The organism is Leifsonia sp. ZF2019 (assembly GCF_019924635.1).
Classification (GTDB): domain Bacteria; phylum Actinomycetota; class Actinomycetes; order Actinomycetales; family Microbacteriaceae; genus Leifsonia.
Window position 1 is genome coordinate 671,629 of sequence record NZ_CP065037.1, and the last position, 15,723, is coordinate 687,351.

Consider the following 15,723-nt stretch of genomic DNA (forward strand, 5'->3'; position numbering starts at 1 on the left):
GACTACGCCGATCCAACGGCTGGGACGGTGAAGCTGTTTGTGACAAAACTGCCCGCTCTGAACCCTGCCGGACGCAAGGGTACTGTCGTATTCAACTCCGGTGGACCAGGTAATGAGGCGGCGAGCATGCCGGGCAAGCTGGTCACAGGGAGCGATATGTTCGGCACTGCGCTCAAGGACATGCGGTCAGATTATGACCTGATCGGGCTGGACCTGCGCGGGACGGGCCTGAGCAGTCGGCTGGACTGTTCAATCGAGGTGACTGACACGACTCTTGAGGATCCTAAACAGGCGAAAAGGCAGGAAACGAAAGACAACGCGGCGCTCGCGAGGAAGTGCTTCGAGTCCGATGCGGCCATGGTGAAGAGTTTGAACTTGCAGACTGGCTCCCGTGACCTTGACACCCTTCGTGAAGCATTAGAAGAGGAGAAGATCAGCTACTACGGCGTGTCCTGGGGCACAGCTCTCGGGGTGCAGTACCGATCCATGTTCCCGGGGCGAGTTGATCGGATGGTGTTGGATTCTGTGATGCCAACCGTGTTCGACTTCACCACAATCTCAGATGCGGATGCCGATATCCGGGAAGCAAATTATGAGCGCTTCTTGCAGTTCATTGCGGCAGGCGCCGCCGGCTACCAGCTCGGTGATACGCCAACCGAAGTCAACGGCCGGCTCCTCCGCCTTCGAGACGACCTGGACGCCCTCCCGCTCAAGACAGACCTCGGTCTCGCTACCGGTCGCACGACGGTGACGAATCTCATGGCTGCACCTGAGATGGCCTGGGAGCGGTCTGCCGCATGGCTATCCTCGTTGTCTGCAGGAATTGTTCCGCCCGCAATGAAGAACCCGATCGACTTCGAAACCCCACCAGGCGGCGATGACCCCGATCAGACAGCCGGCACAAAAACTCTGACCTTGCCAGCTCAGGTTGCCTATGTTTGTAACGATGCGGACGGCCCCCGAGATTTTGAAAGCGCATGGTCGATCTACCAGCGACGTCTGACCGGCCACCCTGCCTTGGGAACTAGGAGCCAGAGCGCAGACTTCTACTGCATCGATTGGCCCGAAAAAACATCCGGGTACACGCCCCGGGCGGTTACTACTAGCACACCCCTCCAACTCGTAGGCCACCGAGACGAATACGTCACCGCTTACAGATTCGCCGTCGACACGCAACACCTCATTGGCGGCGATCTGCTGACCGTCGATGACCCCATTCATGCAGGGGCCTATACCAACAAGTGCGCCTCCGGCGCCCTCCTTGCATATTTCACCACCGGCACACCATCCAACATGGAGTGCGCAGCAGAACCCATCGCGGCGCTGACATGAGGTACTGCTCGCGCTCTCACAACAAGACGTGCCTGACGACCAGAAAGGACACCTCAAGCGGCGTGGGCCACGGGGCAGCATCCAGGCAGTCATTCCGCAGCCATCTGACCAGATCGGCCACCGCCTCCGACGCGTTCCCGACGCGGGCGACCCGTCAGTTACGACCTCGACAGCTATCGGAGTCGCAACGTCATCGAGCGTCACTTTCGCGAGCCTGCGTCGTTCGTTTTACCAGTTGGCTTTCTGACTGACGAGTCGGCGATTCATACCGGGGTACCAGGCAGACCATCCGTCAGGGGGTCTGAACAGGCCGCCCTGGTGGAAGAACATTGAACCCACACACACATCCCGTTCTCGATACTCACAAACGTGAATGAGAGTCGGAACAAGAATCCTTCAACGACGAAAGGCGTTTTCAATGGCAATCACAAAGAACCGATTCCTTGCCGGGCTCGGAGTCGCAGGAGCCCTCATCGTCTGCGGTGTAGCCGCACCCAGTGCGGCCCAGGCCGCTTCACCGGCGCCGTCTCCCTGCGTATTTGACGACGCCACCCGGGGTGACTCTCACTCCGTTTTTCCCGGATGAAACCACTGTGCAAGCGCTCATCAAGAATGAGAGCTCTAGGGCGTGTTGCTAAACGCATTTGGGTGCGTTGGGGTGAGTCTTGGACCCGTGTCGCGTGATGTGATCTCGGATGAGGCGTGGGCGGTGATCGGTCCGTTGTTCCCATCGGTGAAGTCGACGGGTCGGCCGCCGGTGGATCGGCGTACGGTGGTCGAGGCGACGGCGTGGCGGTTCCGGACCGGGGCGCCGTGGAGGGATGTGCCGGAGCGGTTCGGGAACTGGAACACGATCTACAAGAACTTCAACCGGTGGTCCGGGCAGGGTGTGTGGGCGCGGGTGTTGGAGAAGACGCAGTCGCTCGCGCAGCGGTCCGGAGATTTGGACTGGGTCGCGTCGATCGATTCCACGATCGTGCGCGTGCACCAGCACGGAGCGACCCTGCCACGCGCCACGGGGGGCTACATCGAACTACAAGAAGTTTGGTGACGAGCCGCCCGATCACGCGATCGGTCGCTCCCGCGGCGGTCTGACGACCAAGAGCCACCTCGTCTGCGACGGGAAGGGCCGCGCGCTGGCGTTCGTTCTCACGTCAGGGCAGACGGCGGATACGAGCATGCTGACCGCGACGCTCAGCGAGATCCGCGTCCCCGGTGCCCGCGGCAGACCACGCTCACTCCCGGACCGAGTGCTCGCGGACAAGGGCTACCCTTCGAAGGCGAACCGGGCTTGGTTGCGGGAACGAGGGATCGCCGCGACGATCCCCGAGCGCGACGATCAGATCACGCACCGACGCAAGCGGCGCGGGCGGCCGATCGACTTCGGTGAGCAGCAGCGGGCCCGCTATCGCGGCCGCAACGTCGTCGAGCGGTGCTTCAACAAGCTCAAGCAATGGCGCGGGATCGCGATGCGCTCAGACAAGACCGCCCGCAACTACTATGCCGGGCTCTGCCTCGCCGCCACCCTCCACTGGGTAGGGACGCTCACGACCTGACGAGCGCGAGGTCGGACCTTCAGATGTCGAGGTCCTCGACGTCGGGGACCGTGAGCGCTGTCATCGTGGCTTGGACCAGCTCTGGCGGTAACTCGTTCGCCATCGCCGCAGTATCGGGGAAGACCGACAGAGATCGTTGACCTGACCGCCACCAGTCTTCCGACCACGTCCTTGGGTTGTTCCATACGGGGGCGTCCTCGTGTGGTGAGATGAAGAGTCGCCAGTTCGGACCCTCGCGCTGGTAGACCGCGATCTGTCCTCCGGAGGTCGCATACACGCGGTAGGTGATCGAGCGCGAACCGTCCTGACTCTCGAACCGCAAGAGCTGACGCCCCGTAAAACGCTTCACCGTGATCACCGGGCCATCGCTGACGTCGACTTCGACTTCGCCCATCTTCTCCGCTCCTCGCTCCTGCTCTCGTGCTGCGACGAACAACCGCAGGCCTGAAGCCACTGCGGCAGAGAGCCCCCCGGCAAGTTCCGCCGCCCGGTCGAATAGCGCCGCATCGTCAGCAGACACATACACGTTCCGAGTAGCCATGCGCATAAGTATGCGCACATCTTGGAGCCGAGTCAACCGGCCATCTCGATCGCACGACGCTCTTTAGCAACACGGCCTAGTGCCCTGCACTGTAGAGGGATACCCGACGCTCACTGCGGTAAGTAAAGGTGGTCAGGACGTCGGCGCACCATCCACCCCAGCGGAAACTACAATATCCCCTCTACTGTTGTGATTGAGCCCGATAAGCAAGCACTCATCTCCGCTGACCTTTACTACACTCAGCCTTTGACGATTACGCAGAAAGTAGACAGATTATCTGGCAATTGCCGGAACCGACATCGCGTTTCCAGCGAAACGTGATATTTACGGGCCTGTCGGTACCGCTACCGCATGGATATCGGTCGATGGAACTTATCTCCTCCCTTGGTAAGGAGGGCAGAGCTACCCAGAGAGCAGAAAGGCCGCCCAGGGACGGGGGCGTTTCTGCTCTCTGGTGGCTTCTAGAGTTCGCGGGTGTCGTCACCGCGGAAAAGGTTAGCGGTCCTGTTCATACTGGGTGCGCGCGGTTGCCTGTCTATCCGCAGCGCGGTCGCGGACATGGGGTTACGGCGTACAAGGAGCCCTCCACTTCGTCGGCGTCGAGGGCCAGCTACTCGATGTCGGGGATTCCCGTCGGGCGTTATGCGATCTCAGATGGCGGATCTCGTCCCGCGGTCCCATGTGGGTGGGGCCTTGGGGTGGATGGCCGCGTGTTGACTGGTTGTGACGATGGAGGGAGTTGAGGGAGGGATCGCGCTTCGGTGCCGGTCTCTCAATCTGAGAGGAGAGCGTGATGAAGCGGTCATTTGTGGGGCACAGATCTTGGGGAGCGTGTGCTGCGGCAGCGGTCTTGAGCCTGTTGGTGTTGTCTACGTCGGCGCCGGCGATAGCGGCGGAAGATGATCCGCTGGAGCGTGGCACCCGAATTGTGGGTGGGACGGGAGCTCCGGAAGGGCAGTTCCCGTTCATGGCCTCGATTCAGATGAACGGTCAACACTTCTGTGGCGGAACGCTCATCACGCCAACCACGGTTATGACGGCCGCACATTGTGCTAAAGATGTTGATCCGGCGAAGCTCAAGGTGGTTGTGGGGCGGACGGTACTTTCTGACGCGAGCCATGGAGAAGAGCGGGAGGTGTCCGGGATCCTGGTTCATCCTCGCTTCGATTGGGACTTGACGAAGAAGAGTGGCTATGACTTGGCGCTGCTCAAGCTTGATAGGCCGGTGACGGACATCCAACCTGTCACCTTGCCCACGGAAGGGACTGACGCCTTCTTGCTGCCGGGAACTACAGCGACGGTCATCGGGTGGGGAAACACCAATCCAAAGAACCCGGATTATCCTGACCGGCTACGGCAGGTTGATGTCCCGATCTTGAGTGCCGCCGAATGCAAGATCAACCCGGCCGGGATCAATCCCGACACGGACATTTGTGCCGGCGTGGCAGGAAAGAGTTCGTGCCAAGGTGATAGCGGAGGGCCCCTCTTTAAGGTATTCGATGGAACGGTCTACCAGATCGGAATCGTTTCGCGAGGTGTCGGCTGCGCACTACAAGGCGCACCCACGGTGTACACCTCAACGAGCTCCAAAGCTCTATGGGACACACTCTTCAACCAACAAGCGAGGTGACATAACGCAAGGAGGTCTCCGTGAATACTCCGTGTCGGACACGGACCAGACCTTTATTCTGGGCTATGCAGGCGTATCTCGTGTGCCGCTACCACGGCACTGTTGACGTTGCTTCGCGCCCAGGCAGGCGTCCAATCGTTCTTGCAAGGCAGCCGTTATGATCACATGGCAGTCATGGCAGACGCGAATCGCCGCTCAGAGCCTCAGAAGCGGTCAAGGCGTCCTGCTCTGCTGTCGCTCAGGACGCGCTGCCCGATTGTCGGAATCGCCCTCCGTGCGTCGGTTCGCCCACCTCTGAGCGGAATCTACCCTTCGCACGAGGAGGGGCAAGCAATGATCCTGGTCATGCTTGCCCCTCCCATCGCTCGCGAAACCCGAACCGCGAACTGGATAGAACATCCCATCGCACTGGATTCGTGTGAAGACAGCTATACGGATCCGTTCACTATTAACCCGCGAAGCCACCCGGCTTCGAGCGCCGCCCTTCGACCTTCCGCGCGTACGCCACCTGCCGACACAATTCCGTTCAGCATTGCGCCCCGCAAGACGCCGACCCATCCGAACGACACCCAGCTACAGCTAGGGCGTGTCTTCTAACCGTTTGAGCCAGAGTGTGATTGCGCGGAGGACGACTGCTCCCCGGTAGGTGACGGCGAGGTTGTCGTAGCGGGTGGCGAGGCCTCGCCATTGCTTGGTGTCGCAGAAGCCGCGTTCGATGACGTTCCGTCCTCGGTAGTTGATCGCGTCGAATCGGGGTGGTCTGCCGCCCGCGCTGCCGCGGTTGAGGCGGTGTCGCTTCTGATCGTCGGGTTCGGGGATGACTGCCGCGATACCGCGCCGGCGGAGGTGGGAGCGGATTGCGCGTGATGAATACGCTTTGTCGCCGCGGACGGCGTCGGGCCGGGTGCGAGCTCGACCCATTCGATCTACTCGGAGCTGTCCCATCAAGGCGTCAAACATCGGCGAATCACCGGACTGGCCCGGCGTGAGGAGCACGACAAGCGGGAGTCCGTTGCCATCGACGAGTTGGTGGATCTTCGTCGACAGGCCGCCACGCGAGCGGCCGATCGCGTGGTCAGCGGGTTCCTGACGAAGATTCTTGTGATTCGATCGTGCCCCCTGGGGTGTTGGTGGGGCGGCGGCCCGCGGGCTCCTCGACACGGGCGAAGGTGGTCGCATGCTGGTGGGCTCGGTTGATCGTGGAATCCACGCTCACCGTCCAATCCAGCACCCCGGCCGCGTCGGCCTCAGTCAACAGCGCAGCATGCACCCGGTCCCAGGTGCCGTCGTGACTGAATCGGTTGTGACGCTTCCAGACCGTCTGCCAGGGACCGAACTCCGCCGGCAGATCCCGCCACGGAATCCCGGTCCGATACCGCCAAATGATGGCCTCGACCACCAAACGATGATCACCGAACGGGCGACCGCCCTTCGGCGACGGGGCCGGCATCAACGACGCGATCCGCTCCCACTGAGAATCCGACAACACCCGAGACCGCGACACAACGCCCAGCCTGCACCACGACCACAACAACGGTTAGGAGACACGCCCTAGCCGCCTGGCCGAGGTGAGTGTCCGGGCTGTGGCGGGCGACGGTGTATCCCGAACAGAGAGCATCCCGGTGACGAATCGTAGGATCCTCGTCAGCACTACAGGACCAGCACAGTCAACGCGACCGGGGTCAATCCTGAGTCAGATTCGACTGACTTCGGCGCTGAGCGTGTAAGGAGTGTTGTGTCGCCAGGGAAGCGCGATGAGGATGTGTTGAGTGGCGTAGTGGGTTGTTGCAATGGCGACTACTTCGGAGAGTGAGGTGCCGTTGTCCACGCGGATGGTGTCGGTGCAGATCGGTGCTTCGTTGCTGGCACCCCAGAGCTGCGCTGCCCATAGTGTACTTTCAGTGGTGTCGTTCCTGCGGGTGAGAGTAACGCGGGTCGCTTGCGCGAGCTGGTTGGGGGAAGTGTCGGGTGTCGCACGGGTGAGAGCCATTACGTCCGAGTCCCTTTTGAAGATGATTGCTGCGATAAGAACCGTAGTCAGGGCGAAGGCGGCGTTGCTCCGCACGGAGGTAACTCTGGTCGGTGCGTGATGCCGTGGGTGGTTTGCGGTTAGGCGACAATATGCTGCCTCCGCACCCTTCTCGTGAGTCGACCAGATCGATCCGGCGAAATTAACCCCGTTCGTCACCGTCTACTAATCGCACCACCTCCGGCAGGACGGCGGGACCTCGGTGAGTGGACCGGTCGGCGGATGGATTGGGCGGAGGGAACCGGTCCCAGGTTGCCGTACCGCTCGGGTCGCGCCATCGATTGAACGCATGACGTTGACGTCGTGGCGGCGCACACCGACCTGACTCGGACCAGATTGCGGTTCGGCGACGGTCTGCGTTCAGGAATCGTTGGTGTTTGCTGCAAGTGGACTTTGCTGGTGGGCGGATGGTGTGCGTCTGCGAGGGCGAAAGCCGCTCTACTGACGGCTAGCGAACCGGTGGCCGCAACGGACATCATGGCTTGCCCCGTGCAGTCATCCGGGATGAAGATTCGCAACGCTGCCGCCTTCGCCTCTTTCGGATTGGCATCATCACTCGCTGGAACGTTCTCCGGCTCTCCGGGGGTGGCAAGCACCCTCGCCTCTGCCGGAGATGCGTCTTCATCGGGAATCTGCTCCCACCGATCCGATAGACGGGTACAACGTGCTCGAAAGTGTCCAGGGGAGCGGACGCCGTGGTCGGAGCCGGAGCGGGGGCCGACCGATGGAGCGCTGCAAGAGATACCCACCGAGCGCCGGCCAACCGCGGAGCGTGCCGCGCTAGTACCGCAAGTGATCGCTGCGAAACCATCCGAGCCAGGCGACGGCACTGGTCAAACCCCAGATGGGCGCACAGCGATCCCGAGGCACGCCGTTCTATGACGCGGCGGCCTTTCGTGTGGCCGCCACGGGACTACACTCCAGCAATACCGCGAATCCAGTCCCGGCAGGCGTAGAGGCTGGTGTAATAGGCCGTCGCATTGGTGCCCGGCGAAGATGATCCGCTGGAGAGAACGCCGATGAGCGTCGCGGCGTCAGCGTCGATCAACGGCCCTCCGGAGTCCCCGGCGCGGGCGGAGCCCGTGATACCGGTCACGACGATGGCAACTCCGTTCTCGTCGCCGATCCACGACGTGCCGTCGAGTGAGACGACCGCGACGCGTAAGGACTGGGGGGAAGCTTCGGAATCTCCATTTGCCTTTCCAAAGCCATAGATGAGTCCGCGCCGGCCGACGTATGGGTGGTCGGACCCAACGAGAGCCGGGAATTGAGGCAACGCGCGGCGCCGGGCGAGGTGCAGGAGAGCAACGTCGGCGTTGGCGTTCGTCACTACACGGTCGAGCCTGAGCGGTTGGACGATTCCCTCCGGAGGGTATTGATTCGTGGCGTAGATCGATAGGCTCGACGGCGCCTTGTCTACGACGCAGTGCTTGGCCGTAATTACCCATGTAGCCGATATCTGCTCTGCAGTGCACGCGAATGTGGCGGGGACACGGGGCGATTCATCCCACAGTTGTACCGCCCAGGGGATGTCCGGGGCCGGTTTGCCCCCTTCGATGAAAGTGTCTGGAGTGGTGTGAGTCCCGCGGCCCTCTGCGGGCGTGGCCGCACAGCACGCGGCCGGGAGTATTGCCGCAACGAGGACCGCTGCCATTAGCTTGGAAATGGTCATTGGTGTTCTCCGAACCCGCGGCGACGATGGCCGCTTTTTCTCGCTCCGCGCTCTTTCACAGGAACCTACGACAGCGGGAAGCGGACTCCGCCTAATCGCGTCGGCGGACTGCGGAATTCACCCCGCTTCTTCTGTCGATCTTTTGAACGTGGCGAGTCGTGACACGCGCTGTGTTCGCTCGGCCGCAGCGCGAGCGGACGGGTGAAATTCTGCGTTCAGCCGGGTTGACCGGCGCTTGACGATGGTGGGCACAGTCACCCTGAGATGTGAGCAAAGGAGCACACATGACGAACAAACTGCGGACGACCTGCCTTTCGACTGCCACCATTCTGGTGCTCGCTCTATCGCTGTCTGTGATGGTCGGTTTCGTGCAGTTGAGCAGTGCGTCTCAGATATTGGGACGCGCGGGGGAGGCGACGGCCCACAGCATCGGCATCGCCCTAGAGACCACGCATGTGGATCGCGTGCTGTACGACTTCCTCCTCGCTCTGCAAGGGCGCAAGCATGTCGACCCGGGCCCAGAATTTGACATCGTCAGCAAATAGGCCTGAATCGGGCCCAGGGACGAAGGTACGGGCGGGCGGGGTGGATCCTGGGGGTTGCCAAGTCCGCCGGACACGGTGACAATACAAGCGCACGCGACGTAGCTGAACGGGCGGGAGAGGTGTTTGAGGGGGACGAGCACTCGATTCTTGCTGATTAGTGCTGTCGTCGGCGCGATCAATTCGCTCCTGATGCTCAGCCTGTTTCCTGTAGTCACCACGCTGGCCCTCGTTGCCCCTCCCCTTTACGCTCTGGTGGCGGCCGCGTTCAGCATCCTTCCTTACACGATGAGGCGCCTGTGGGGCGCGCCGTTCAGTGCGACGCTGGTTGCGTTCATCAGCGGACTGCTGAGCTCAGCTTTCAGCTCGATCGGCTTTCTAGCGATGATCCCCATCGCGCTAGGCGCTGTCATCTTCGACCTTGTTGCACCCCGCGCAACCCACCCCGGTGCTCCGGGCGCCGAATGGCGGTGGCTGGTGGCTTCATTCGCATCAGGAGCTTCGCTCTTCGCGATATCGCTCACCGTCTTTTCCGCGGATCATATGACGCCGGTCGTTGTCATCGCCACCGCCGTCGCCCGTCTAGGGGGGCAAGCCGCCGCGATCCTTGTGGCGGGAAGTCTCGCGCGTTCATTGCGGCGGGCGGGCATCGTTCTCGATCGTCTTTGACGACCCCGGGAAGGAGCACGAGGTCGTTTGCCTTTCGCCGTGGTCCCCACGTGTCAACACGTCGAGCTTGCGATACGCCGAACGCAACCGCGTCTTGTCTGTGTTGGAAGAAGCGGCAGAGGGTAGCGCTGCGAGAACGAGACCTGGCAGCGCCGCCCGAAGCCGCGAACGATCCTGCACTCCGACCGCTGCAGCGGATAGACCTCTGGCATTCGGGCGCCGGCTCCGGCACACCACCCTCAGCAACCCGAGCCCGATCGAGGTCGAAAACTTCACACCACCACGCAGAACGCGGCATGATCAACACAACAATCGTGTCCGGACAACCGGGTCAGGCTCCAGCCGCCCGCCGGGGTAGGGGTTGGTTGGAAGAATTTCAAAGATGAGGACACGCCTTCCTCACTCCCGACTAAGGGGCGGTGGGACGAACCCGATCAGCCATGCCCGGAGCTGTCGTTTACCCGGTTCAGGACGAGAGCGGCGGCTGCCTCGGCGCTAACCGACTTATCGATTCGGACCTCCTGTGCGAAGGCCAACGGCTGCCAACCGTGATACCAGTCACGCAGCTTGTGCTCGCCGAATTCCGCCGCTTTTGGACGCTGACCGTGACGTCGAATGGTCTCCTCGAGGGAAAGATCCCAGGCAAAGAAATGTGATGCCCAGGACCTCTCTCGCAAGCGCTCCAGCGTGTGCTGATAACGCCGCACATCCAGAATGCCCTCCACGACCACGAGCAGCCCTCGGGCGAGCCCCCACTCAGCGATCGTCTTGAGGAGCTCAGCATTGTTTGCGCCCAGCACGTCTGGCTCGCGCAGCATATCTCGCCGGAGATGGTCCTGTGAGACCACAAGGCATCGGCCCGCGGGCAGCCGCTGCTGAACCAGTCGCGCTACCGTCGACTTTCCGGAACCCGCGTTACCACGCAGCACAACAAGGACACCCGAAACGCTCACCTGACCAGTCTGCCCGATACCAAACGAGACGCAATCAGAGGTTTGAGCACGCGACTACGCCGCCGTAGAGATATCTGCGCCTTCGTTGGTGAGGTGAGCTGGGGTTTCCTGATGAGGCCTCGACTGACTGTTATGGCCAGTCCGATGAGTGCTGCGGCGGAGCCGGCGACTCCGAGAATAGGGAAGACGGTGCCGACTCCGGCGCGGCGCCTCCCGCGAAGCCGCTGAGCCTTTCGAGTGTGGGCATGATGCATCGCGGGTTGTCGGAGCGCCTATTATCGTGCCCAGCAGACGACGCCTCCGAAGGCCGCCGCCACGGCCGAGTCCTTGCTGCAGGCGTCGATCGACCAAGGCCGCGTAGGCCACGAGGGCGAGGATGATTCCCATGGGCGCACCAGCTGCGAGCATGACCGGCCCCGCATAGCTGCTGCGAGCGTGGTCCTGGCGCCGCTGCCCTGCAACGCGGCGACATAGGCGCGGGTGGGGAAGGGGGTGAACATCCTGTTTCGCGTGCCGCGTGCCGCGTGCCGCGTGCCGCGTGCCGCGTGCCGCGTTCCACGCTCCGACGCTGCGGGCGAAGGACTGACCCGCAACTATCCTTATCCCCTTTCTCTGCCGGGACCTTCTGCGGGACGAGGTTGACTGGACCCCAGTAGCACCTGAGGGAGCGGTTGCGGGCGGGGATCGTTCTCGACCGCGTGTGGCGGCTCGGGGAGGAGTGCGAGCTCGCTTGCCTTTCGCAGTGCCTCCTCACGTGTCGATACGTCGAGCTTGCGATACACCGAACGCAACTGCGTTTTTATCGTGTTGGGAGAGACATGCAGCTGATGGGCCAGCTCTTCGCGCGAATCGGCAGTGGCGAGCGCTGCGAGCACATAGGCCTCCTTCTTCGACAGGCGGACCGCAGCCACGCGCACATAGGGAAAGGCGTCGGTCAGCGCGGGGAATGGGTCGTCAGTATCTTCGCCGAGGAGCCAGCGGCGATCGGCACTGTTCTGCCACGCTACAGGGCTCGATAACTGGTGCACCTCCAGCGTCGCCCGCGCGTGAGCGACCAACTCCTGGTGAACCGGCATGCCGAGCTGGCGAGCGCTCACGGCTGAGAGGGCGTAGACACTGCTGTCGATGAAGGGGTTGTATCGCTTGCCGCGGTGGGGCGCCAAGGTCAGCAGAGCATCGCTCTCGTTGCCCGTCAACAGGAGATGCAACGAGCGGATGAGATCGTTCTCTACCACGCCGCGGGGGAGAACGCGGATCAGGGATGAGGCGCTTCGCATCTCTCCAAGCGCCAGATATGCCAAGGCCTCGACTCGATCGAGCGCCTGGTATGCGGATGCTGTAGTCTTGGGGTGAGCGTGCGGCTCCCGAGCAGCCTCGATCTGCTCGATGGCGACCTGCGATTGGCCCGTGCGGATTCGAATCGAGGCAGCGAGGGCGACGGTGATCGGCCAGTGCTCGACGGTGGCGAAGTGCTCGGCGATCTGCTCCAACGCTTCCTCGGCCGCCTGATAATCGCGGGCTTCCGCAGCGATCGTTGCGCGGGCGACTTGACCGAGATAGCCGATGTAGCTTGATCGCCTGATCGGCGGATGATCAACGGACTCGGTCAGCGCCAGGGTGCGCGCCGCGCTGGGCATATCGCCGGCGAGTGCCTGTATGCCTGCGCGAATACTCATTGTGTGGTACCACGCGGCCGACTCGGGGGGAAGAAGCCGCAACGCCGTTTCGGTAGCGTTCATCGCTGCGGCGGCATCATCTGAGTAGAGGATTGAGAGCGCCATATGCGGGAAGATTCGGAAGAACCCCTCGGACATGCCGTCAACGTCAGCGAGTTTCAGCCGGCTCGCGACAGTGCAGGCTCTCAAGGCCATGTTCCCCGCCGCCTTGAACCTGCCGGTGAGGCGCAAAGCACTCGTGAGCATGCCGAGAATCCACAGCTGCTCTATGGGATCCTGATCGTCCGGTGGCTTCCTCGCGGACTTCACGATCGGCAAGAGGAGAGCGAGAGCTCGCGAGCGGTGGCCGCGAGCGTTGTAGCCGATAGCGAGCGCCATCGGAACGGCCGGGAAGTGAGACCGCGTTCGTGAGTCCATCTTCTCGAGGATCGCTTGTGTCTCTTCCCCGTTGTATCGAAGAAGGACGTCCCAATAACTGCGAACAATGCGCGATAACAGATAGTGGTCGCCTGATGCGGCCGCCATTCTCAGCGCTTCGAAAGGTTGCTCATTGTCTAGCGCCCACACGCTCGCAATTCGGCTGATTCGTTGAAACTCGTTCGGAGAGCGACCTTCGAGCCTGAGCCGGAGCTCATCGCGGTACGCCGGGTTGAAGACAAAATGGGCGCCAAGGCCTGTGGCGCTCGGCGCACCCAATCCGACGTCCTCTGCGGCGCCCAAGACATCGGCTCCTTGCGCCATGCTCGTTATCCGTTCGACCAACTCTGCATTCACGCTTGTGGGAACAGCCAATTCTGGCATCACTTCTGCGTAGGATTCGGGGAGCAGACCGAGAAGATAATCCAAGAGGCCGGTGTCCGAATCGTGGTCGGGGTCGAAGCCATTGCGCGTTGACAGGGCGAGCATCTTCGCCCGAATCGGAAACATCGACGTTACCAGGCCTTCGTACGGCGAACCCGCACGTTCTTCGATGCTACGCCGTGCTTCTTCTGACGTAAGTTCGAGGTCTGCTCCGGTCAGAAGCTCGCTATCGGTGGCGAGGACGAGACGATCGAACGCTCCTGACTTTCGCGACGCCACGATGAAGCGCACCTTATTGTTCTTTTCACCGATTCGGGTGATGTCGGCCTCGAAGGCGGCGTTCTGGCGGACCCCATCGATGGCGATGACGACGCCCACGTCGATGCCTTCGATCAGGGCCATCCAGTGTTCACGGGCCGCGGTCTCATCGACGCCGGCGACAAGTCCGATATCGGCGAGGCCCCGAATCACATACAGCCAGATCTCGTCTGCTTCGTCTACCCCGGCCGCGCTGATAGTGACGACGGGCTCGGTCGCGCCTTCCGCGAACTCGCGGATCAATGCGCTCTTTCCCGCCCCCGCTGGTGCAGTGATCGCAACGACCGCGCGTGGCTGCGCAAGCTTCGATGTCAAGCGTGGACGCCCTACGTACCCGCCGGCGGGCTGCCAGGATGTTGGAAGTGCGTTCGACGTTGCGTCAGAGGACATCCACGTTCTCCTCGTCGCTCCCGAACAAGGGCTTCGGGCGTCCCTGGCTCGGCCTGCGAGGTGCAACGCCACTGCTTATATCAAACTGCATCTGAGATCCCCCTCAAAGAATGCTTTCGATTGCACTAGGTTCGCCCCGAATCACGACGGCCGTAGTACCTGGGACGGCGTGTCGAGGGAGGTTGGGTATGGCAGCCGTGTGCGCGATGCCTTGCCGCCGCTACGCCGCCGTCGCCCCGACGCTCATGATGGACGTTTCACGGCAGATCGATTCCACGTCATCGCCGATGGCCAGTCGCTGACAGATCGTCGCTATTCTCTCGCTCGCGTTACCATCGCCGTACGGCGATGGTGTCGTCAGCAGTCGGGAACGTAGTGCATGATCGTGCAGCATGGCGTTCGCCACCGAGGCGAGATCCGCTGTCGGCGGCGCGAGACGCGCGAAGCCGGCGTCCATCGATTCGGGGCGTTCAGTGGAGCGTCTGACAACGATCAGAGGCTTCCCGATGATCGTGCATTCCTCCTGAACCCCGCCCGAATCGGAGATGAGGAGATCTGCGCGCATGGCCAAGGAGAGGAATTGCTCGTGAGAGACGGGCGGACCGACATGGACGAGTTCAAGAAGATGATCCAGGCCATAGGCAGACAATGCCGCACGCGTCCGAGGGTGAATGAGGAGGAGGACCGGTGCGTCGATTCCCGCGAGCCCGTGGAGGACGCGCGTGAGGGCGTCGCGCGTGTCGGTGTTTTCTGGTCGATGAATGGTCGCCAGCACGAACCCGTCGCGGATTTCGGGGAGTGAAGTCGATGGGGCAGATTCCGCTCGCGCCACCGACTCCCGCGTAATCTCGACGATGGTATTTCCGGTGACAGATATACGCCCCGGATCGATTCCTTCCGACTGAAGGTTCCGGGCGTTCTGCATCGTTGCCGCGCAATGCACTGTGGCGAGCGCTCCGGCGACCATGCGATTGATTTCCTCAGGCATTCCTCGGTCGTAGGAGCGCAGTCCTGCCTCGACGTGGACCACCGGGATACCTAGATAGTTCGCCGCCTGAGCTCCGGCGGACACCGCGTTGGTGTCGCCCTGCACGACAACGACGGACGGACGGTCCTCGAGGAAGGCGTCGGTGATGTCGCCGAGGGCGCTTGCGATCTGCGCGCCACGGAGTCGCCCTCCCACATCGCGGAGCAGGAGATGAGGCTCCGGCAAGCCCAGTTCTGGGAAAAACTGGCCAGACAACGCCGGGTCATAGTGCTGGCCCGTGTGTATGAGACGCGCTCGAGTGCCCAGCAGTCGAATGACGGGTGCCAGTTTGATGATCTCGGGTCGAGTGCCGAACACAAGTGCGATGTCGGCAGATGGCATTAGGAGTCTCCGTCCTCGGGTAACGCGGTGAGTAGTCGTCTGCCGTCGTCTGGACTGTGCGAGCGGTTCGACGCGGCAGCCGACTCTCATGATTCACGTGACTGAGAAGACGCACGGTTCTCGGCGCCGCGCGACGCAGGTCTCACCCTGGCTTTCACCCGGGGGAGCTATCTGTGAGGCGGGGTGAAGGGATGGGTGACCTCTGTCTCTTCTTCGATGGTGGTGTCCTCTGGGTGGAGGTGGCG

General features: G+C 62.2%; 10 protein-coding genes and 2 pseudogenes. 5 read left to right on the plus strand and 7 right to left on the minus strand.

Annotated features, from left to right (window positions below; all coding sequences use genetic code 11):
• Positions 1-27 precede the first annotated feature (27 nt).
• Entirely contained in the window at positions 28-1,332 is a 1,305-nt protein-coding gene (locus IT072_RS03390; RefSeq protein ID WP_223359398.1) for an alpha/beta fold hydrolase, read from the plus strand.
• 631 nt (positions 1,333-1,963) lie between these two features.
• Positions 1,964-2,888 (plus strand): annotated as a pseudogene (locus IT072_RS03395) (IS5 family transposase).
• Positions 2,889-2,907: 19 nt separating this feature from the next.
• Here IT072_RS03395 and IT072_RS03400 read toward each other — a convergent pair.
• Positions 2,908-3,282 carry an EXLDI protein gene (locus IT072_RS03400; RefSeq protein ID WP_223358599.1) on the minus strand — a complete coding sequence of 125 codons (375 nt, stop codon included), beginning with the start codon at positions 3,280-3,282 and terminating at the stop codon, positions 2,908-2,910.
• Between the two features lie 940 nt (positions 3,283-4,222).
• Here IT072_RS03400 and IT072_RS03405 point away from each other — a divergent pair.
• Positions 4,223-5,059, plus strand: a complete 837-nt coding sequence (locus tag IT072_RS03405; protein ID WP_223359400.1) for a S1 family peptidase — start codon at positions 4,223-4,225, stop codon at positions 5,057-5,059.
• Between the two features lie 579 nt (positions 5,060-5,638).
• On the opposite strand, the pseudogene IT072_RS03410 reads toward IT072_RS03405, so the two are convergent.
• The 3 genes and pseudogenes from IT072_RS03410 to IT072_RS03420 form a co-directional block, all read right to left on the minus strand.
• Positions 5,639-6,563, minus strand: a pseudogene (locus IT072_RS03410) (IS5 family transposase).
• Positions 6,564-6,752: 189 nt separating this feature from the next.
• Positions 6,753-7,124 (minus strand): hypothetical protein, encoded by a 372-nt coding sequence (locus IT072_RS03415; RefSeq protein WP_223359401.1) that lies wholly within the window; start codon positions 7,122-7,124, stop codon positions 6,753-6,755.
• A gap of 877 nt (positions 7,125-8,001) precedes the next feature.
• Entirely contained in the window at positions 8,002-8,760 is a 759-nt protein-coding gene (locus IT072_RS03420) for a S1 family peptidase (protein ID WP_223359403.1), read from the minus strand.
• Between the two features lie 284 nt (positions 8,761-9,044).
• Between IT072_RS03420 and IT072_RS03425 the strand changes: the two genes are divergently transcribed.
• Both IT072_RS03425 and IT072_RS03430 read left to right on the plus strand, forming a co-directional pair.
• The gene (locus IT072_RS03425) at positions 9,045-9,305 is read left to right on the plus strand and encodes a hypothetical protein (protein WP_223359404.1); all 261 of its coding nucleotides are present in this window, start codon (positions 9,045-9,047) and stop codon (positions 9,303-9,305) included.
• Between the two features lie 147 nt (positions 9,306-9,452).
• Positions 9,453-9,971, plus strand: coding sequence for a hypothetical protein (locus IT072_RS03430; RefSeq protein ID WP_223359405.1), 519 nt, complete (start codon positions 9,453-9,455; stop codon positions 9,969-9,971).
• Positions 9,972-10,405: 434 nt separating this feature from the next.
• On the opposite strand, the gene IT072_RS03435 is transcribed toward IT072_RS03430, so the two are convergent.
• From IT072_RS03435 to wecB, 3 genes are all read right to left on the minus strand, one after another.
• Positions 10,406-10,924, minus strand: coding sequence for an AAA family ATPase (locus IT072_RS03435; protein WP_223359406.1), 519 nt, complete (start codon positions 10,922-10,924; stop codon positions 10,406-10,408).
• A gap of 599 nt (positions 10,925-11,523) precedes the next feature.
• Positions 11,524-14,109, minus strand: a complete 2,586-nt coding sequence (locus IT072_RS03440) for a helix-turn-helix transcriptional regulator (RefSeq protein WP_223359408.1) — start codon at positions 14,107-14,109, stop codon at positions 11,524-11,526.
• Positions 14,110-14,329: 220 nt separating this feature from the next.
• On the minus strand, positions 14,330-15,478 hold the full coding sequence (gene wecB / locus IT072_RS03445; protein ID WP_223359409.1) for a non-hydrolyzing UDP-N-acetylglucosamine 2-epimerase: 1,149 nt from the start codon (positions 15,476-15,478) through the stop codon (positions 14,330-14,332).
• Between the last annotated feature and the right edge of the window lie 245 nt (positions 15,479-15,723).

Coding starts and splice junctions, on each gene's coding strand:
- IT072_RS03420 (WP_223359403.1), bottom strand. CDS start 8,760: ATGACCATTTCCAAGCTAATGGCAGCGGTCCTCGTTGCGGCAATACTC.
- IT072_RS03440 (WP_223359408.1), bottom strand. CDS start 14,109: ATGTCCTCTGACGCAACGTCGAACGCACTTCCAACATCCTGGCAGCCC.
- IT072_RS03425 (WP_223359404.1), top strand. CDS start 9,045: ATGACGAACAAACTGCGGACGACCTGCCTTTCGACTGCCACCATTCTG.
- IT072_RS03405 (WP_223359400.1), top strand. CDS start 4,223: ATGAAGCGGTCATTTGTGGGGCACAGATCTTGGGGAGCGTGTGCTGCG.
- IT072_RS03400 (WP_223358599.1), bottom strand. CDS start 3,282: ATGGGCGAAGTCGAAGTCGACGTCAGCGATGGCCCGGTGATCACGGTG.
- wecB (WP_223359409.1), bottom strand. CDS start 15,478: ATGCCATCTGCCGACATCGCACTTGTGTTCGGCACTCGACCCGAGATC.